We start from the raw sequence: 19,446 nt of genomic DNA on the forward strand, positions 1-19,446 counted from the left end.
TTGGAGGGTTATTTAAATAATTCGCGGAGAAATAGCGGACGATGCACGAGGTCGTACTGCGAATCGAACAGCCCAGTGCCTGCGCCGACGCGACCCTGGGAACCGAGACGACCATCGAACTCTGGTGTAACGACCACTGTGACCTTCTCCACGTCAGCGGACCGATGGGAAAAGAGGCGCTAGCGCACCTCGAAGAACTCGTGGGCGTGCAGGAACTGCTGGTCGAAGGAAACGAGCGGCTGGCGATGACCGAAACGTGCCTAAAAGACCGCGAGACTGATACCATCGAAGCGTATCTCGCCCGACACAGCTGTCTACTCGTGCCACCCCTTCGATACGCGAAGGGTGAAAAGTGGTGCCGGATACTCGCACTCGATTCGAGCAATCTCACCGGACTCTATCGGGATTTGGTGGACGATTTTCCCGTCGTCGTCGAATCGAAGCGCGAGATTTCTACAGTCCCCGGTGACAGACCCCTTCTCACGCCAGAAACCGCGATTGCCGACCTCTCACCGCGTCAGCAGGAAGCGCTCGTCATCGCGCACGAGATGGGTTATTATCGAATTCCGCGTGAAACGACGACGGCCGAAATTGCCGACGAGATGGAAATCGAACGCCGGACGTTGGAAGAGCATCTCCGTCGTGCGGAGAACAAGCTTGTCGATGGAATCATCGAGTTCTACTGAAGCAAACCGAGTGCAGCGACGAAATGAGTCATCGCGGCGACGAGCGGGACGAGGATGGCGGTCCGAAGCACGAAGAGGAAGACGAGGTCACGGAAACGAATCGGCACATCGTTGAACATATCCATAATCATCGGACCGACGCTGGAGAAGAAGATGAGTTGCGAGACGGCGAGGACGGCAACGAAGAACTTCGCCATCGGGGCAGCATCCTTCGCGATGAGAACCGGCACGTACATCTCCGTGATGCCGACGATAGAGGCCGGTGCCACGACCTCCGCGTTTGGGATGCCGAGCAACGAAATCACGGGAACGAGCGGCGAGCCAAGGATTTCGAACGTCGGGGTGTACGCCGACAGAAGGACAGCAGCGAGGCCGACGGCGAGAATCGTTCCGAGGATGAGACTCGTCAGTTTCAGTCCATCGATGAAACCGCGTTTCGCGGCCTCGAAGATCGTCTCTCCCCGTTCGGCTTTGCCGACCGCTTCGCTCACGGCGAATCTGACGTATTCCGTCACCGATCCTCGAAACGGCATTTCGGGGTCGGGTTCGGCGATATACTCGTTAGGCATGGTGCTGATAGGTGGTATTCGGACGAGAACGAAGCCACAGACCACGACACAGACGAAGTACGCGAGAAAAATGACCGGAAAGAGGGAGAGCAATCCGAGCGTGTCGGCGACGACGCCGACGAATCCGATGCTCACCGTCGAAAAACACGTCGCTATCGTGAACACGTCTCGCTTGTCGTAGCCGCCGCGCTCGAAGACGTTCCGGGTGACGTAGAGTCCGACACTGTACGAACCGACCCACGAGGCTAGGCTGTCGAGGGCAGCTCGTCCGGGAACCCGAAAGAGGGGCCGCATGAGTGGGCGGGACAGCGTCCCGACGAACTCCAAGCCGCCGAGTTCGACGAAGATGGTGATGAAAATCGCCCCGGTCGGGATGATAACGCCGACACTGTACACCAGCGTTTCCCACATGAAGCCACCGGTTCCGGCGGTGTGGAGCCACTCCGGACCGAGCTTGAAGAACATGACCGGCGCGAGAAGCATGCCGACCACCCGAAGGAACCAGAAAACGAGAGAACTGTCGTAGTAGGCGAGGTCGAGCGAGCCGAGACGCCGATCATCGAACTGCGCGATGGTGGTGAGCAAGCCACCGGTAAGGATAATGAGAAGCGAGTAGATGCCCACAGCAGTTGGAAAGGTATCGGTGAGATAGCTCACAGCAACGTCGAATGGGACGGTTATCTGTCCATCCCACGGAATCGGAAGGAGAAAGAAAAACGCACCCACGGCGAACGCGAAGACAAACTTCGCGACAGGTCGGGTGTCGAATTCGTTCAATTCGATATCATCGATGTCTCGAACGGTCGGCTCGGTATCCACGGTCCATTTCGATTCGTTCCCGGTAGACATTGACACACAAATTGTAGCTGAAAAGGGTATAAATCATACCACCGTGTGCGGTGTCTTTTAAATAGTAGGTGGAACCGCTCGTCTGACGAAACCTTAAGTACTGTCAGACCGGTAATGTACACAACAATGGGCAACAAAAACAAGACGATCTCCTTCCGGGTCAACGAGGACGCCTTCGAAACCCTGCGGGAGATCGCCGAAAAACGTGACATTTCGCTGTCGGCCGTGTTCCGCGATTATGTGGACATGCTGGTCGCCCACGACGGGAAGGTACAAGTGGTTCCGGAAAACCGAGTTACCGACGTCGACGAAACGTCGTTCCCACCGAAAGTCGAAGTGCCGAAGAGTTTCGTTCGCGAGCACGAGCGCCTCGAACTGGAAGCGGACCATCTCCGCGACCAACTACAAGAACACAAACAGTACGTTCGTCATCTAAAATCGAAAGTGGACGACAACACGGAGGAGGAAGTCATCCAGCTGGAAGAACTGGATGACGAACTGGAAAACGACGAGCCGTTCCGGCTCGGCTGAGCCGATAGGGCCATAGAAACCGACTATCCCGACAGCGAGCGTTTCTTGCGCCGTGCCTGTTCTTCCGCTTCGTGGTCATTCTCCACGTTGGCGAGTTCCTCGACGGCTTCCAGCGTACGCACTGAGTTGTCCAAAAAGGATAGCACGTCGCCGGAATAGGCGTACACCATGTAGTCGTCGCTCATCACGTCAACGATGGCGTCCGGGCCGAGTCCACCCTCCCGCAGTTCGAGCAGATACCGCATGAACTTCCGCTCCGGACAGCCACAGTACGGGTTGCTCTGGCAGTCACAGTCGAGGAAGTCCTCGGCAAAGTCGAGAACTCTGTCCCGCGTCGCACCGTCCAGCTTTTGCATTCCATCGCCCTGAAACAGGATATCCAGCGTCGCACCCTTGAACGCTCCTTTCGGGATGTTCGTCTCTAGTTGGGAGGAGATTTGACGATGGTTTTTGACGTAGATTTTGTCCGTGATAGCCACGCTTATGCGATTCGTATTCGGTTCTGCCGGATAAGCGTGTCGTCAACGGGGAGAGGTAGACGGAGGTACTGAACATTTACAGAATTCTGTATCATCTGCTGTCGTCGGAAATTACAGCGACGAGACCGACGATTGCCGACTCCAAATACCGCCACCGCGTGCGGGCGAGTGTGCCGACCGCTGGCGCACTCGCCCTTGGCGTCCCCCGACCTCCCCGGGCATACGGACAGTTCGCGCAAGGCGCGCGAACTGTCCGCATCGCGCTTCCTGAAGGATGTGAAAATTCGAGGAACCAATTGCGAGTCGGGAAGCCATCGAAATCAAATAGTTTGTAGAAGTAATTGGAGCAATGGCAAGTCTTTCCGAGCGATGGTTTAGTCGATTTTCCGACGATTGGGAAGACTCTTCGACTGTACGAGGATTTTTCGGCGGGTTATGGCAGATAGGGCTTCAAATCGTACTCTACATCTTACTGTTGAATCTCACTGATTCGCTCGGAATCACATCATTTGACAGTTCGCAGAAAGCAAATGCGGTCATAATTTGGGTTGCGGTGTTTCTCGGCGTCCTTCTCGGAGGTGGAGTGAACTATCTCCACTACACCCGAGAGCGATTCAAACAACTCGGACGGACGTTTACCTACCGGACCACGATGATTATCGGAGTCTATGGTCTGTATCTGGTTCTCTTCTCGATTCACCCGGTTCACGGGATTATGTTCGCACTCGCCAACATCGTCGCCAAAATCCTTCTTCTCCTCGGAATGACAATATCCAGAAAACTGTAATCGCGGCTCGAGAGCCGGAAATCAGTGTTCGCGCGTAGCGACGAACTCCGCAAAATCACGTAGGTAGTCCAATGCCGCCGAGTCCGGGGCATCGACGCGGCCGAGCGCGGCGAGTGCCGCATCGGACTGCTCGTGGGCCAGTTCGTTGGCTTCGTCCGCACTGAGGTCAGTGACCTGCACGATGGATGGGCGGCCGATTTCCTCGTCCTGTCCCGTCGGCTTTCCGAGGTCGTCGGGGTCGGCTGTCTCGTCCAAGACATCGTCCCGAATCTGGAACGCGATGCCGACGCGCTCCGCGTACTCCCCGAACGCATCGACCGTTTCCGGGTCGGCCTCCGCGGCAATCGCACCGAGTTCGGCGGCGGCGCGGAACAGGGCGCCCGTCTTCCGCCGTGCGAGTTCCATGTATTCGGACTGATTCGACGGCAAATCGACGAGTTCCGATGCTTCGCCCATCCCGAGTTCGATCATCGATTCGGCGACGACTTCCATTGCTCGAGGCTGTGAGGAAAACAGTTCGAACGCCTCGCCAAGCATTCCGTCGCTGGCAATGATGGCCGGGCCGTAGCCGTATTCCGCCCACGCGCTTGGCGTCCCTCGACGTACGTCCGAACGGTCGATGATGTCGTCCACCACCAGCGACGCATCGTGAACGAGTTCGATACCAACGCCGAAATCCACGGCGTCTTTGGCATCACCACCCGCCGCTTCGCAAACCAACATGGCCACCGTCGGTCGAACACGCTTTCCACCCGAGAGCGCAGTATGTGCCAATCGCTCCGACAGTTCGCGTGGCTCGACCCGCTCGACGACTTCCTCCAACCGGTCTTCGACGAGCGTCCTGCGGGCCATCAGGTACTCCATTCATCTGTGCTTCAGGACGGGGCACGCAAATACGTGACGGGTTCAGTTTGCTGTCATCACTGCGCGCACCGACAAAAACGTCGGCTCCCGTGAAACGCGGGCGAACGTTTCCGGGTCTTTCTCTCGAAACGTCTCGGTCGGTTGGGATTCCTCGATGCGGTCGAGTCGAAACCCAGATTCGAGGAGAGGGTTCAGTATCGCGGCGAGCGGTCGGCGGTACGTCGGAACCTCCACCGGGTCGCCGAAACCAGCCCAAACCGCGCTCACGACTTCCGTCTCGAAGTAGTTCTCCGGGTCAAAATAGAAGTAATCCGCGATGGGGTGACCGGACGAGAAGACGAGAACGCCGTCAGCACGAAGTACCCGGGCGAGTTCCGAGAAAAGTGATTTCCAATCTTCGACGTAATCGAACGCCAGCGAACTGTAGACGAGGTCGAATCGCTCCGATTCGAAGGGAAGTTCCTTGCCGAAATCACACCGCAAAAAGTCCGCGTTCGGTACTCGTTCGCGGGAATGAGAGAGCATCGCCTTACTCGCGTCGATACCGGTTACTTCCGCGCCTTCGTTTAGCAGGTGTTCGGTCGTAATGCCCGGGCCACATCCCGCATCCAGTACGTTCATGCCCGATACATCCGGCAACAAGCCCTGCGTTGTCGGGCGTTCGAGATCAGCGTTGAACGGTTTCGTCGGCGCACGCTCGGCATAGCTGTCTGCCAACTGCTCGTATGCGTCGAGGGCCAGCGGCAGGTCTCCGTCGTCGCTCATAATCTGCACTCGGCGAGAACCGTCAAAAAGGTCGCTAATTGAACTACGCTCGTCGTTCGGGTGAAAATACGAACCGAGCGATCCTAGCTGAACTGCTCGGTGAGTTCAGGGACGACTTCGAACAGGTCGCCGACGATTCCGTAATCCGCGATGTCGAAGATAGGTGCGTTCGGGTCGGTGTTGATGGCGATGATGGTGTCCGCACCTTTCATTCCGGCAACGTGCTGCACCGCGCCGGAGATACCGATTGCGAGATACACTTGTGGCGTGACCTGCGCGCCCGACTGACCGACCTGACGGTTCTTGGGGAGCCAGCCGTTGTCCACGATCGGACGCGAGGATGCGAGGGTCGCGCCAGTTGCCTCCACGAGGTCTTCGATGAGCGGGAGGTTGTCCTCCTCCTCGATACCGCGACCGATACTGACGATGAACTCGGCTTCGCTGATATCCACGTCGCCACTGCCGACCTCCTCGAAACCAGTGACGGTCGAGCGAACTGCTGCTTCATCAACGTCGAAATCGAACGCGGAGACCTCGGCATCACCGACACCTTCGGCCGTCGGCCATTCCGCACCACGAGTCGTGATGGCGAACTGGTCTCCCTCGACCTCCACGGTCGTCTCGACTTTCGAACCGTACATCTCGCGGGTCGCTGTGAGCGTTCCGTCGTACTCGAAGCCGATGGCGTCCGTTACGAGCGGCAGGTCCAGTCGGTTGGCGACTGCGGGCGCGTAATCTAGTCCGTTTACGCTGTTCGGCATGAGGACGAACGCCGGCGCGAGGTCGTTGTACAGTGCTTCGATGGCCTGCACGTAGACGTCGTGGTTGAATTCCTCGCCGTTTTCGACGGTGTGGATGGTATCTACACCCTCTCGATTCAGGCTATCGGCAAATGAATCCACGTCGCCGCTGATGACTGCGAGATGAAGATCGCCACCGGCATCGTCGGCGAGTTCACGGCCTGCAGAGATGACTTCGAAGCTCTCGTCGCGGAGTTCACCACGTCGATGTTCCGTGATGGCAAGCACGTCGCTCATTCTGCCACCCCCTTCTCGCGAAGCACTTCAGCCAGTTTCCCGGCGGTTTCGTCGGCGCTACCCTCGAAGATTTCTGCGTCACTCTCGCTCTCGGGTTCGTACATATTGGTCAGCGTCAGGTCGCTCTGCACCGCGTCGGCATCGAGACCGAGGTCGGTGAGCGTTTTGGGTGCGATTTCTTTGGATTGGGCCTGTCGGATACCACGCAGACTTGCGTATCGTGGTTCGTTGATACCTGTCTGAATCGTGAGCACCGCAGGAAGCTCCACGTCGGTCAGTTCCTCGACACCACCCTCCAGTTCGCGGTGGACGTGTGCGACACCGGCGTCGGCGTCCATGTCGAGGTCATTTACGACTGCAGCCCATTCGAAATCGATATCGTCGGCGAGTGCAACTCCGGTTGCGCCGAATGCATCGTCGCCCGCCTGCACACCAGTCAACACGAGATCGGGTTCTTCCTCAGCAACGACGGCGGAGAGGATCTGAACCTTCGTTTCGGTGTCGAGCAGGTCAACGTCCTCGAACGATTCGTCCCAGACGCGAATCGAACGGTCCGCACCTTTTGCGAGCGCCATTCGAATCGTTTCTTCGGCACGCTCGGGACCGATGGTGACGGTGACGACTTCGTCGGCCACACCTGCTTCGTTCAGTTGAACGCCTTCTTCGACGGCGTAATCGTCCCACTCGTTGAGGTCGTATTCGAGGTATCGGTCGTCAACCTCGGTTCCCTCGACTTCGAAGTCATCCGCGAGTTCGGCGACTTCTTTGACGGTTACAAGGACCTTCATAATCAATTCCTTTCCGGGTAGGGGGTAAACGTTTTCGAAACAGTCGACAATGCACGAACAGTACTAATCGATTATCTTACTCGTTTCGTCGGGTCGTGGAGTTATTCGTCGTCGAAATCGACGATATCCTCATCGGGGAGCGTAATGAGGTTCTCGCGGCCGATTCGAAGTTTATCCACCCGGTTTTCCTTGTCCATCGCCGAGAGAAGCTGTGACACCTTAGCGTTCGACCAATTCGTTTCAGTGACTATTTTCGCCTGTTTCATTCGCCCACCGTTCCGTTTCAGCAGGTGTTCGACGCGTTCCTCGTCCGACAGCAGTTCGACGTTGGGTTCGTCGTTCTCCGACGCAGAACCGTCCCCGATAGCGGAAGCCGAGTCCGCTTCCTCCGCTGCAACGGGCGGTTCTTGTCGGGGGTCGTCTACCGATTTATCCTCGCGCCGTTGCATCAAGACGTACACTCCCACAGCCCCAGTGCTAACGACGAGCAACAAGAGGAAGACGTTCGTCGCTGAGAGGATCGATTTCGGACCGTTGCCTCCCGTTTTCGTGTATGTGACGTCGATTCTTTCGGTATCGGTATTTAGCGCCTTCGGCCCCTCTATCGTTATCGTCGCGTTGCTGTGACCGAAGTTTGGTGAGTTCTGGATTCGATAGCCGGTCGGCCCTTCGATGATCAGTCGCTGGTCGGCAGTGAGCGAACCGAGCCACGTCGATGTGCCGTCATCGAGTAAAAACGCATCACCGAGAATTATTTTGTCACCCTTGACCTGCGTGAAATTCGTCCAGACGAACGTGAGCGACAGCGTGTGAGTCGTGTTCCCGGGCGTGTATTTCCGTTCCGAATCGAGAATTTTCATCTCGCGGCCCGTCTCCGATTCCACCTTCCGAGCGATTCGAATGAACACGTCTTTGGAGGGACCGATGGCCCCGCCGCTGTTTTCGAAATCCCTCCCGAGCTCTTTGAACGCCGCTGTTTCGTTCTCGTTTTGCGTCGTGAACACCATCGAAACATTCCACCGAGCGTCACCGTCAGGCTGTGGTGTGATACGAATCGTCGTTCCGTTTGCCGTTTCGTTCGCTGCAGACGGGTTCACAGCGGCGCTCTCGACGCCGGGCGAATCACCGACGACAGCCGAGGACGCCTGCCGCGTGTCACCTGCAACAACCGCGGAACCCACGACGAGGAGGGTAAGGAAGACCACGAGGAGGGCGGAATGTGACCGCATACCCTTGTGTGGTAAATCGGGAAAGAAAATACTTTCCATCCACGCGATAAAACATCAGTGGCAGATCTGAATGATTTCTCGCTCGTTTGCCTATTCAAACAACTGCCTCGGAATCCCGTATGTATTTTAACGAGGACGTGCGTACAGCATTCACATGACCCGGGTTCTTCCCGTCGTATTGGCGGTTCTCCTCGCCCTCGCCCCTCCCGCAGTTGCCTTCGAAACTGGGTCCACGACATCGATGTCCGCGGAAACGGACGTAGAAGAGATAGTAGAGCCACCGGGGTTCAACAATACGACATCGCAGTTGAGCCTTGGAACCCCGAACCGCGCTGAAACCAGTATGGCGTCGATGAGCCTCAGTGCCAGCCTGGAGATGGACAGGAACGAGGTACGGACACAGAAGCGGATGTACATACTCAACGAGAGGCTATCAAATGCGGAAAATAACCAGGTCAAAGAACAAGCGCTTCGACGATATCGATACGAAATCGGATCACAACTTTCGTCGTTGAAATACACGGAGCGAAATATCCGGAAGAAATTCAACGATGGGAGATTGTCAGGTTCGGAGTACGTCAGACGGCTCGCAGTCCTCCATGCGAGAGCGGAGAACATCGACCAGTCGATAGCCCACATGAAGGCTCGCGGGAGCAACGTTCCACGATTTACACCGGAAGTGTGGACACTTCGGGGGAATCTCATTCCGTTACAGGGGAAGGTTCGACAGTATGCCGTCAACCAATATCGGGGAGAGTCGGAGCCACGGATGATCTACGTAGCGACGACGAAAACTGGCGTCGCTCTCTCGACGGTACACGGAAATCAGTACGTTCGAGAAGCGTATCTTGGTAAAAACAAGGACACGAATGGGACGAACCAGTTGCTAGGTCAAAAGGCGCAGAACATCACCGCAAAACAGTACCCGTGGGCGAAGAATCACAGCAATGGCGAACTGAGTACGAACTCCAGATATGGGACAGGGATATTCATGACGACCCTGCCGCATGAGCATGGGGTAATCAAGACAGTTCTCGATGGGAGAACGGAGAAAATATTCAGGGAGACACAGTTCAAATCCCTTACCGGAGCTACCCACATTCCATACGGGCACCCCATTCGAAACGAAACGGCAAATCTCGAACTCACCGTCAACCGAACGTACGTCGGTGGACCGCTCCGAGTCAACGTGACCGACGGTAACGGAAAACCCGTTACCGGTCAAATATCGATCGGAGAAACCGAAATCGGAACTGCCGGAAGCGATGGAGTGCTCTGGACGATCGCCCCAAGACGGACAGTGACCGTTTCTGCACGCTACGAATCGACGACGGTCAATGCAACCTTCACTCCGTACGGATTGGCTCGGTCGAATACGACAACTGGGCCGCCACAATCGATACCCATCCCATCCGAACGTTGAAATACCGAGACGGGGCCATCTGGTGTCGTGTCGAATCGCGCCCTCTCTCCTGTCGTTGCAACAGTTCTGTTACTCGTCGTTACGCTCGTTCTCGCAGGTACAATTGGCGCAGTTACAGTCCAATCGACGTCGTTTCGAGAGCCAACACGGGTCGCAATCGACGTGTCCGCCGATGCTGCTGCTGACCGCCTGACGTTCGTTCATCAGGCTGGCGACTCGCTCACGGTCCAAACTCTCTCTATTCGTATTCGCGTAAACGGGACACCGCTCGAACACCAGCCGCCGGTCCCGTTCTTTTCGGCGAAGGGGTTCCGATCCGGTCCGACCGGACCGTTCAACAGCGCAACAAATGAAACGTGGAGCCCGGGCGAGACGGCGAGTTTCGAAGTGGCAGGGACGAATGCACCACTGTTCGAGGCCGGGGATGAAATTGTCGTTCAAATAGCCGTGAGAAAAACGATCGTCGTAGAAGTAGAGACGACAGCTACGTAGACGACGAGTGAGTAGACGGATGTTCAGTTGTCCGGGACACGCGCGACCGTCGTGATGGCGATATCCGGATCGTACTGTGGACCCATCTCCCTGTGGCGGATGTCTTCGTAGCCAGCTTCGCGGAACATTCGGTCTGCCTCTTCACGGTCGTAAAAGAGCATGATTGCGTCCGCGACTTTTTGCATGACACCCGTCCGGGGGTAGTTCGGTCCGACAACGAGCACCTGTCCGCCCGGTTTCGTCACACGGCGCATGTCTCGAAGCGTTTCGACCGGGTCCGGCCAATATTCGATAGAACCGGACGACCAAACCACGTCGAAGGAGTCGTTTTTGAACGGCAGTCGCTCGGCGTCGCCGCGGTAGAAGCTGACGGGGTCGTATTTGCCGATTTTTGCCCACGCTTTCTGTAGTTGGTGAACGCTCTGGTCGAGCCCGTGAACGTTATCGGTCCGTTCGAGCAGCCCCTCGGTTCCGAAGCCAGTCCCACAGCCGACATCGAGCACGCGGTCGTCGTCGTCGATATCGAGCATCGACAGCGCCTCGGTTCGCATCTCCTCGTTCCAGATGAACGGATTGACGGTGTCGTACACCTTCGAGAGATACTTATAGAAGATTCGTGCTCGCCGTTTATTTTCGAGGATACCCATTAGCGGGCGCTTGGGACCGTGCTGTCATGAATCCCCACCTTTCACACCCAGTTTTTACAGGGAAACGGGCAAGACGGCGCGAATCGCGGCGTCCTTGCCTCTCGACCGTCGTAAACGGTCGCGTGGCGGTTCCGCAAGTAGTTTATAGCCGCTAGCGCAACCTTTCGCGTGATTACAGCATATGCCGAGGCCAGAGGTTCTCGAACGAATAACGGAGGCCGAAAACGAGGCTGACGACATCGTCGCGGAAGCCAAAGAAGATCGCGAACAGCGGATTTCGGAGGCGCGCGAGACCGCGGAGGAACTCCGCGCGGAAGCCGAGGAAGAGGCCAGAGAATTGGAGGAGAAACGATTGGCGGAAGCGCGCGAGGAAATCGAAGCCGAGCGCGAGAAACTGCTCGCCGAAGGTGAAAAGGAACGCGAGCAACTCGAAGGACGAGCTGAAGGCAACGTCGAGGATACGATAGAGTTCGTCCTCGACCGGTTCAAGGAGGCGGTGCATGCTCAGACCTGAGCAAATGAGCAAGGTCTCGGTGACCGGGTCACGGACCGTCATGTCCGACGTTATCGAGACGATTCACGAACTGAACCTCGTTCATCTGTCGAACTACGACGGATCGTGGAAAGGGTTCGACCCCGGTAACCCGGTTGATGGCGCAAACGAGGCGTCCGATAAGCTCGTCACGGTTCGCTCCATCGAGAGCATTCTCGACGTGGACGACGAGGATGCGGGACCACAGCGAATCGTCACCGACGAAGCGCTGAACAGCGAACTGGAGGACATCCGCGCACAAGTCAACACGCTCGACGACAAGCGAAACGGACTCCAAGAGGAACTTCGGACCGTCGAAGACCGCATCGACTCGATGAAACCGTTCGCGGAACTCGGCATCGACCTCGATTTGCTGTCGGGTTACGACAACCTACACGTCGCGGTCGGTGAAGGAAATACGGACGAAATCGAGCAGGCGTTGGCCGAATCGGACGAGATTCGGGAGTTCGAGCTGTTCACCGAGGGGCGGACGGTCGCCGTCTTCGCGTATCCCGCGGACCACGCGGACGAGGACGTGCTGGACGACGCCTTGGTCGGTGTCGATTTCGCATCGTACGAGGTACCGGATGCCCGGGGCAGTCCCGAGGAGTACATCAAGGAGCTCAAACACGAGCGACAAAAGCTCGAGTCGAAGCTCGACGGCGTCAAAAACGAACTGCACGACGTGAAACTCGATGCGACCGGCTTCCTCCTCGCGGCCGAGGAGAAGCTGACCATCGAAGTGCAGAAGGCGGAAGCACCACTTCAGTTCGCGACCACGGAGAACGCCTTCGTCGCCGAAGGGTGGATACCGACCGAGGAGTACGACCGACTCGAACGCAGCCTCAACGAAACGGTCGGCGAGCATGCCGAAGTGGACGAACTCCGCCGCGCCGACTACGAGGAAGGGCACGAACACACCCTGACCGAAGAGGCGGAAGAAGTCGCCACGACCGACGGTGGCCACATCGTCGACGATGACGAACAGCCACCGGTCGTGCAGGACAACCCCGGACCGGTCAAACCGTTCGAAATCCTGGTCGAAACGATCAACCGACCCCGATACTTCGAGTTCGACCCGTCAGTCATCCTGTTCCTCACGTTCCCGATATTCTTCGGGTTCATGATCGGTGACCTCGGATACGGGTTGATGTACCTCGCGATCGGATACGCGATCTACTCGAAGACGGACAGCCTCGCGCTGAAGAGTCTCGGTGGCATCGCGCTGTGGGCCGGGCTGTTCACCGCGATTTTCGGCGTCCTGTACGGCGAAATCTTCGGCTTGCACATCCTCGGCGAGGCGATTTACGGCCACGCCGGACCGCCGATCAAGAAGGGTCTCCAGCCCGTCGAAGCCGAGTTCGCGAGCACGTGGCTCGTGCTGAGCCTGCTCGTCGGACTGGCACACCTCACGCTCGGCTACCTGTTCGGATTCTTCGAGGAACTCTCACACGGCGTCAAGGATGCCGTGCTCCACAAGGGGTCGTGGATCCTCCTGATGGTCGGCGTCTGGGTCTGGATTTTCAGCAAGCAGCTCCTCGGTCCGAAGCCGGAGTTCCTGTTTACGGTGTTCAACGGTGAGCCGTTCGCGCTCGGCTTCGGTGGCTTCCCGGCCGGCGTCGGAACGGTGGCGCTCGTCGTCGCCGCAGTCGGCCTCGTGCTGATGATTGCCGGTGAGGTTTCCCACATGGGCGGCCCCGGCGCACTCATCGGCGCGCTGGAGAGCCTGAAATCGCTGTCGGACGTCATCTCCTACACTCGTATCGCCGCGGTGTTGCTGGCGAAGGCCGGAATGGCGTTCGTCATCAACCTGCTGTTCTTCGGCGCGTACGAGCACCACGGAGAATGGCACTTCATGCTCTCGTACGGCCCAAGCTACGTGAACAGTCACTACGAGGGAGCCGAAATCATCTTCTCCGGCCTGATGCACTCGGGCATCGCGGGCGTTCTGGTCGGCCTCCTCATCCTCGTCGTGGGGCACCTGCTGGTGCTGGCACTCGGTGTCACGAGTGCGGGTCTGCAGGCGGTGCGTCTCGAATACGTCGAGTTCTTCGGCAAGTTCTACCAAGGCGGCGGCGAGGAGTACGAACCGTTCGGCTACGATCGGACGCACACGACGCAAGACTGAACGCGGAACTTCGTTTTCACTTTTTCACGACCGACTTGGCCTCGGTCACCCCTCGACACTGGCATTTGCTACCATGATTTAGCAGGTAGAAGCCGCGAGTACGAGCGAATCGGACGAAACGCTTTGGGAAGTTTTAAGAATCCAGTGACTCGAAATACGACTCGTTAGGCTATAGAGCCACAAAGGACTAAACCAATGTTCGAATTCATACTCGCATTCGTCGACGCAGCTGTACTGCTTGCACAGGATGGCGCATCCCAAGGAGCCGCTTCTGCCATTCCACCAAAAGCCGCCGCAGCACTCGCAGTCGGTTTCGCTGCCCTCGGCGCAGGATACGCGGAACGTGGTATCGGTGCCGCAGCAGTCGGCGCTGTCACGGAAGACCAGGACCTGTTCGGTACGGGACTCATCCTGACGGTTCTGCCGGAGACGCTCGTCATTCTGGCGCTCGTCGTTGTGTTCGTGGTCTAAACACACACACTTTCCCTCTTATAAATGAGCCTGGAAACGGTAGTTGAGGATATTAGAAACGAGGCCCGCGAGCGTGCGGAACGAATCCGTTCGGAAGGACAAACCCGCGCGGACGAGATAATCGCCGAGGCGGAGTCGGACGCCGAGGAGATTCTCGCGGCGAAAGAGCGCGAAATCGAGACCCAAATCGGGCGCGAACGAGAGCAGAAGCTCTCCAGCGCGAAACTCGAAGCCAAGCAGAAGCGACTGGAAGCCCGCCGGGACGTACTGCAGGACGTTCGTTCCGACGTGGAAGAGCGAATCGCCACGCTGAGTGGTGACGACCGCAAAGAACTGACGCGCACGCTGCTCGACGCGGCGGCCGAGGAGTTCGAGTCGGGCGACTCCGTACGCGTGTACGGGCGAGCCGACGACGAGGGACTGCTCACCGACATCGTCGCGGACTACGACGGCTTCGAATACGTGGGTGAGTACGACTGCCTCGGCGGCGTCGTCGCCGAGAGTGAGGCATCCCGCGTTCGCGTGAACAACACGTTCGATTCGGTGCTCGAAGACGTGTGGGAGGACAACCTCCAAGAAATCAGTTCGCGACTGTTCGAGCAATGAGTTCGGCAGACGGAACATCGAACTACGAGTACGTCAACGCCCGCGTTCGGGCACGACGAGCCGCGCTGTTCGACGACGAGGATTATCGGAAGCTCCTCCGAATGGGGCCGAGTGAAATCGCCCGCTACATGGAGGAAACCGAGTACGAATCGGAAGTCAATGCGCTCGGTGCACGCTACGACGGTGTCGACCTCGTGGAGTACGCACTGAACCGCAACCTCGCGAAGAACTTCGACGACCTGCTGGATTGGTCCGGCGGGAAACTGTACACGCTTATCGCGCGGTACCTGCGAAAGTTCGATTCGTGGAACGTCAAGACGGTTCTTCGGGGCATCTACGCCGATGCCGACAGTCAGTCGGTTCATGATGACCTGATTCACGCGGGCGAGTTCGACCGGTCGTTCCTCGATCGGTTGGCCGACGCAAGCGCCATCGAAGACGTCGTCGAGATGCTGAACGGGACGATTTTCGGCGATCACCTCGACGCCGCGTACGAAGACTACGAGACCAGCGGACTGCTGATTCCGCTGGAGAACGCGGTCGATCGCGCGTACTACGAAGGGTTGATGGAAGGCGTTACCGAGACGGAAAACCGTGCGACCCAACTGTACGTCGAGTTTTTGCAAGCGGAAATCGACTTCCGAAACATCCGAAACGCCCTTCGAATCAGTCGAAGTGGCGCGGACATCGACCCCTCGGAGTATTTCATTTCGGGTGGGCGACTGTTCAAAGCCGCGGAGCTGTCACAGCTCGCCGGAAACACGGACGAACTGATCACCCAGATTCGCGACAGCACGTACGGAAGCGACCTCGACGAGGCGCTCGACGAACTGGACCGAGCCGACAGTCTCATCGGATTCGAACATGCCCTCGACGCGGCACTGCTCGAGTACTCCGACCATCTCTCGCACGTGTTCCCGCTGTCGGTGTGTCCGGTGCTCGCATACGTACTCGCAAAACAGCGTGAGGTGGACAACATTCGTGCCATCGCACGCGGACGCGAAGCAGGATTGTCCGAGGACGAAATCGAAGACGAGCTGGTGATACTATGAGCCAGGAAATCGCTGTCATCGGAAGTCCGGACTTCACGACTGGCTTCCGACTCGCAGGAGTCCGGAAGTTTGCGAACGTCCCGGACGACGAAAAGGACGCGGAGTTGGACGACGCTGTTTCTCGAACACTGAACGACGACGACGTGGGCATCATCGTGATGCACGACGACGACCTTACACACCTCTCTCGAAACGTCAGAAACGACGTCGAGACGAGCGTGGAACCCACCCTTGTGACGCTGGGTGGTGGCGCGGGAAGCGGCGGTCTCCGCGACAAAATCAAGCGCGCAATCGGTATCGACCTTATGGAAGAAGACGAACAAGGTGATAACGAATGAGCCAGGCAACAGACAGCGACGTCGTCCGTGAGGACGGCGTCATTGAGAGCGTGAGTGGTCCGGTCGTGACCGCCACGGACCTCGGTGCCCGGATGAACGACGTTGTGTACGTCGGGGAAGAAGGGCTCATGGGCGAGGTTATCGAAATCGAAGGAAACAAAACGACGATTCAGGTGTACGAAGAAACCTCGAACGTCGCACCCGGAGAACCCGTCGAGAACACGGGCGAACCGCTTTCAGTGGACCTCGGACCGGGAATGCTGTACTCCATCTACGACGGAGTTCAGCGCCCGCTCGACGTGCTCGAAGACAAGATGGGCGCGTTCCTCGACCGTGGTGTCGACGCACCCGGTATCGACCAGGAGAAGGCCTGGGAGTTCAACCCCGAAGTAGTGGAAGGTGACGTGGTCGAACCCGGCGACGTCGTCGGAATCGTCCCCGAAACCGAAAGCATCGACCACAAAGTGATGGTCCCGCCGGACTACGAGGGTGGGGAAGTCGTCTCCATCGAAGATGGCGACTACGCCGTCACTGACACCGTCGTCGAACTCGACAACGGTGAAGAAATCCAGATGCAACAGGAGTGGCCAGTTCGTGAACCGCGCCCATCCGTCGACAAACAGACGCCACGGACGCCGCTCGTGTCCGGTCAGCGTATCCTCGACGGCCTGTTCCCTATCGCGAAGGGCGGGACGGCCGCGATTCCTGGACCGTTCGGATCCGGAAAGACGGTGACCCAGCACTCGCTCGCGAAGTGGGCGGACGCGGACATCGTCGTCTACGTCGGTTGTGGTGAGCGCGGAAACGAGATGACGGAAGTTATCGAGGACTTCCCGGAACTCGAGGACCCACGAACTGGCAAACCGCTGATGTCGCGGACGTGCCTCATCGCGAACACCTCGAACATGCCCGTGGCCGCACGTGAGTCGTGTATTTACACGGGAATCACCATCGCGGAGTACTACCGTGACATGGGATACGACGTTGCGCTCATGGCCGACTCCACCTCACGGTGGGCTGAGGCGATGCGTGAGATTTCCTCGCGTCTCGAGGAGATGCCCGGCGAAGAGGGCTATCCGGCGTACCTCGCCGCCCGTCTCGCCGAGTTCTACGAGCGAGCAGGCAAGTTCGAGAATATCAACGGTACGGAGGGTTCGGTGTCGGTCATCGGTGCAGTGTCGCCACCCGGCGGCGACTTCTCCGAGCCGGTTACGCAGAACACCCTGCGTATCGTGAAGACGTTCTGGGCACTGGATGCGGACCTCGCCGAACGGCGGCACTTCCCGTCCATCAACTGGAACGAGTCCTACTCGCTGTACAAGGACCAACTCGACCCGTGGTACGAGCAGAACGTCGAGCCGGACTTCCCGGAGAAGCGCCAGTGGGCGGTTGACGTGCTGGACGAGGAGGACGAACTGCAGGAAATCGTTCAGCTCGTCGGTAAGGACGCGCTTCCGGAAGACCAGCAGCTTACGCTCGAAGTCGCGCGCTACCTGCGAGAAGGGTGGCTCCAGCAGAACGCGTTCCACGACGTGGACATGTTCTGTTCTCCGGAGAAAACCTACCGGATGCTCGAAGCCATCCAGACCTTCAACGAGGAAGCGTTCGACGCACTCGAAGCAGGCGTCCCCGTCACCGAAATCACGGACATCGACGCGGCACCGCGTCTGAACCGGATGGGAACGGCCGAAGAGTGGCAGGACTTCATCGACGAAGTCGAAGAAAACATCACCCAACAGCTCAGGGAGAAGTACTAATGAAAGAATACCAGACAATCACGGAAATCAGCGGTCCGCTGGTGTTCGCCGAGGTTGACGAGCCGATCGGATACGACGAAATCGTCGAAATCGAGACACCTGACGGCGACACGCTGCGTGGACAGGTACTCGAATCGAGCGATGGTCTCGTCTCGATTCAGGTGTTCGAAGGAACCGAAGGTATCGACCGAAAGTCGTCGGTCCGATTCCTCGGCGAGACGATGAAGATGCCCGTTACGGAAGAACTCCTCGGGCGCGTGCTCGACGGGTCCGGCAACCCGATCGACGGCGGCCCGGAAATCATTCCGGACGAGCGTCGTGACATCGTCGGTGCAGCTATCAACCCGTACGCCCGCGAATATCCAGAAGAGTTCATCCAGACCGGCGTATCCGCTATCGACGGCATGAACACGCTGGTTCGTGGACAGAAACTGCCCATCTTCTCGGCATCCGGTCTTCCGCACAACGAACTCGCGCTCCAGATTGCGCGACAGGCAAGCGTGCCGGAAGAGGACGATGGCGACGAAGACGGCGGAAGCGAATTCGCAGTTGTGTTCGGCGCGATGGGAATCACCGCCGAAGAGGCAAACGAGTTCATGGAGGACTTCGAGCGAACCGGTGCGCTGGAACGCTCCGTGGTCTTCATGAACCTCGCGGACGACCCCGCAGTCGAGCGGACGGTCACGCCGCGTCTCGCGCTCACCACGGCGGAGTACCTCGCGTTCGACAAGGATTACCACGTGCTGGTTATCCTGACGGACATGACCAACTACTGTGAGGCACTGCGTGAAATCGGTGCCGCACGTGAAGAGGTTCCGGGCCGTCGTGGCTATCCCGGATACATGTACACCGACCTTGCACAGCTGTACGAGCGCGCAGGTCGTATCGAAGGTCGTGAAGGGTCCGTCACGCAGATTCCGATTCTCACGATGCCGGGCGACGACGACACGCACCCGATTCCCGACCTGACCGGGTACATTACCGAGGGTCAGATTTACATCGACCGTGACCTGAACTCGCAGGGCATTCAACCGCCGATCAACCCGCTTCCGTCGCTGTCGCGCCTGATGGACGATGGTATCGGCGAAGGGCTCACCCGTGAGGACCACTCCGGCGTGTCCGACCAGATGTACGCCGCGTACGCACAGGGTGAGGACCTCCGTGACCTCGTGAACATCGTCGGTCGCGAAGCGCTGAGCGAACGTGACAACAAGTACCTCGACTTCGCTGACCAGTTCGAGAAGGAGTTCATCGATCAGGGATTCGAGACGAACCGAACCATCGAGGAGACCCTAACGATCGGCTGGGACCTGCTCAGCATGCTCCCGAAAGAGGAGCTCAACCGGATCGACGAGGAGTTCATCGAGAAGTACTACCCGGAAGAGCAGGCCGAAGAAGTCACGGCTGACTAAACCA

21 protein-coding genes are annotated in these 19,446 nt (G+C 58.1%); 13 read left to right on the plus strand and 8 right to left on the minus strand.

The features are described 5' to 3' along the window. Positions 1–41 precede the first annotated feature (41 nt). Positions 42–686 (plus strand): helix-turn-helix domain-containing protein, encoded by a 645-nt coding sequence (locus OOF89_RS06015; RefSeq protein WP_266079248.1) that lies wholly within the window; start codon positions 42–44, stop codon positions 684–686. Here OOF89_RS06015 and OOF89_RS06020 read toward each other — a convergent pair. Then, entirely contained in the window at positions 680–2,104 is a 1,425-nt protein-coding gene (locus OOF89_RS06020) for a YjiH family protein (RefSeq protein WP_266079250.1), read from the minus strand. The two genes, OOF89_RS06015 and OOF89_RS06020, sit on opposite strands and share 7 nt — an antisense overlap. A gap of 126 nt (positions 2,105–2,230) precedes the next feature. On the opposite strand from OOF89_RS06020, the gene OOF89_RS06025 reads away from it, so the two are divergent. Continuing rightward, positions 2,231–2,635, plus strand: coding sequence for a ribbon-helix-helix protein, CopG family (locus tag OOF89_RS06025; protein WP_266079252.1), 405 nt, complete (start codon positions 2,231–2,233; stop codon positions 2,633–2,635). Positions 2,636–2,658: 23 nt separating this feature from the next. On the opposite strand, the gene OOF89_RS06030 is transcribed toward OOF89_RS06025, so the two are convergent. After that, complete coding sequence (locus tag OOF89_RS06030) at positions 2,659–3,114, minus strand: DUF5814 domain-containing protein (protein WP_266079254.1); 456 nt, start codon at positions 3,112–3,114, stop codon at positions 2,659–2,661. A 349-nt stretch (positions 3,115–3,463) separates the two neighbouring features. On the opposite strand from OOF89_RS06030, the gene OOF89_RS06035 reads away from it, so the two are divergent. Beyond that, complete coding sequence (locus OOF89_RS06035; RefSeq protein WP_266079256.1) at positions 3,464–3,901, plus strand: hypothetical protein; 438 nt, start codon at positions 3,464–3,466, stop codon at positions 3,899–3,901. Positions 3,902–3,922: 21 nt separating this feature from the next. Here the strand turns inward: OOF89_RS06035 and OOF89_RS06040 are convergent, their stop codons facing one another. The 5 genes from OOF89_RS06040 to OOF89_RS06060 form a co-directional block, all read right to left on the minus strand. Then, the gene (locus OOF89_RS06040; RefSeq protein WP_266079258.1) at positions 3,923–4,765 is read right to left on the minus strand and encodes a polyprenyl synthetase family protein; all 843 of its coding nucleotides are present in this window, start codon (positions 4,763–4,765) and stop codon (positions 3,923–3,925) included. 42 nt (positions 4,766–4,807) lie between these two features. Next, the gene (locus OOF89_RS06045; RefSeq protein ID WP_266079260.1) at positions 4,808–5,530 is read right to left on the minus strand and encodes a class I SAM-dependent DNA methyltransferase; all 723 of its coding nucleotides are present in this window, start codon (positions 5,528–5,530) and stop codon (positions 4,808–4,810) included. Positions 5,531–5,613: 83 nt separating this feature from the next. After that, a complete protein-coding gene (locus OOF89_RS06050) occupies positions 5,614–6,567 on the minus strand; it encodes an electron transfer flavoprotein subunit alpha/FixB family protein (protein WP_266079262.1) in 954 nt (317 codons plus the stop codon). Continuing rightward, positions 6,564–7,355, minus strand: a complete 792-nt coding sequence (locus OOF89_RS06055; protein ID WP_266079264.1) for an electron transfer flavoprotein subunit beta/FixA family protein — start codon at positions 7,353–7,355, stop codon at positions 6,564–6,566. The genes OOF89_RS06050 and OOF89_RS06055 overlap by 4 nt, the downstream gene beginning before the upstream one ends. Before the next feature lie 101 nt (positions 7,356–7,456). Continuing rightward, positions 7,457–8,584 carry a helix-turn-helix transcriptional regulator gene (locus OOF89_RS06060; protein ID WP_266079266.1) on the minus strand — a complete coding sequence of 376 codons (1,128 nt, stop codon included), beginning with the start codon at positions 8,582–8,584 and terminating at the stop codon, positions 7,457–7,459. A gap of 154 nt (positions 8,585–8,738) precedes the next feature. Between OOF89_RS06060 and OOF89_RS06065 the strand changes: the two genes are divergently transcribed. Together OOF89_RS06065 and OOF89_RS06070 are read left to right on the plus strand one after the other, a co-directional pair. After that, positions 8,739–10,007 carry a DUF7094 domain-containing protein gene (locus tag OOF89_RS06065; protein WP_266079268.1) on the plus strand — a complete coding sequence of 423 codons (1,269 nt, stop codon included), beginning with the start codon at positions 8,739–8,741 and terminating at the stop codon, positions 10,005–10,007. Between the two features lie 27 nt (positions 10,008–10,034). Next, positions 10,035–10,499, plus strand: a complete 465-nt coding sequence (locus OOF89_RS06070; protein WP_266079270.1) for a type IV pilin — start codon at positions 10,035–10,037, stop codon at positions 10,497–10,499. A 23-nt stretch (positions 10,500–10,522) separates the two neighbouring features. Here OOF89_RS06070 and OOF89_RS06075 read toward each other — a convergent pair whose 3' ends face one another. Next, positions 10,523–11,146, minus strand: coding sequence for a methyltransferase domain-containing protein (locus tag OOF89_RS06075; RefSeq protein ID WP_266079272.1), 624 nt, complete (start codon positions 11,144–11,146; stop codon positions 10,523–10,525). Between the two features lie 181 nt (positions 11,147–11,327). Between OOF89_RS06075 and ahaH the strand changes: the two genes are divergently transcribed. The 8 genes from ahaH to OOF89_RS06115 all read left to right on the plus strand — a co-directional run bounded on the left by ahaH (position 11,328) and on the right by OOF89_RS06115 (position 19,442). Further along, entirely contained in the window at positions 11,328–11,660 is a 333-nt protein-coding gene (gene ahaH, locus OOF89_RS06080; protein WP_266079274.1) for an ATP synthase archaeal subunit H, read from the plus strand. Next, positions 11,647–13,806: a V-type ATP synthase subunit I gene (locus OOF89_RS06085; protein ID WP_266079276.1), complete on the plus strand. Its 2,160-nt coding sequence runs from the start codon at positions 11,647–11,649 to the stop codon at positions 13,804–13,806. The genes ahaH and OOF89_RS06085 overlap by 14 nt, the downstream gene beginning before the upstream one ends. Before the next feature lie 195 nt (positions 13,807–14,001). Continuing rightward, positions 14,002–14,277 (plus strand): F0F1 ATP synthase subunit C, encoded by a 276-nt coding sequence (locus OOF89_RS06090; RefSeq protein WP_266079278.1) that lies wholly within the window; start codon positions 14,002–14,004, stop codon positions 14,275–14,277. 24 nt (positions 14,278–14,301) lie between these two features. Further along, a complete protein-coding gene (locus OOF89_RS06095) occupies positions 14,302–14,883 on the plus strand; it encodes a V-type ATP synthase subunit E (protein WP_266079280.1) in 582 nt (193 codons plus the stop codon). Continuing rightward, on the plus strand, positions 14,880–15,935 hold the full coding sequence (locus OOF89_RS06100; RefSeq protein ID WP_266079282.1) for a V-type ATP synthase subunit C: 1,056 nt from the start codon (positions 14,880–14,882) through the stop codon (positions 15,933–15,935). The genes OOF89_RS06095 and OOF89_RS06100 overlap by 4 nt, the downstream gene beginning before the upstream one ends. Then, positions 15,932–16,273, plus strand: a complete 342-nt coding sequence (locus OOF89_RS06105) for a V-type ATP synthase subunit F (RefSeq protein ID WP_266079284.1) — start codon at positions 15,932–15,934, stop codon at positions 16,271–16,273. The genes OOF89_RS06100 and OOF89_RS06105 overlap by 4 nt, the downstream gene beginning before the upstream one ends. Beyond that, the gene (locus tag OOF89_RS06110; protein WP_266079286.1) at positions 16,270–18,030 is read left to right on the plus strand and encodes an ATP synthase subunit A; all 1,761 of its coding nucleotides are present in this window, start codon (positions 16,270–16,272) and stop codon (positions 18,028–18,030) included. The genes OOF89_RS06105 and OOF89_RS06110 overlap by 4 nt, the downstream gene beginning before the upstream one ends. Continuing rightward, positions 18,030–19,442, plus strand: a complete 1,413-nt coding sequence (locus tag OOF89_RS06115; protein WP_266079287.1) for an ATP synthase subunit B — start codon at positions 18,030–18,032, stop codon at positions 19,440–19,442. Before OOF89_RS06110 ends, OOF89_RS06115 begins: the two co-directional genes overlap by 1 nt. The last annotated feature ends 4 nt before the right edge of the window (positions 19,443–19,446 follow it).

This window comes from Haladaptatus caseinilyticus, from assembly GCF_026248685.1.
GTDB classification, from domain to species: Archaea; Halobacteriota; Halobacteria; order Halobacteriales; family Haladaptataceae; genus Haladaptatus; species Haladaptatus caseinilyticus.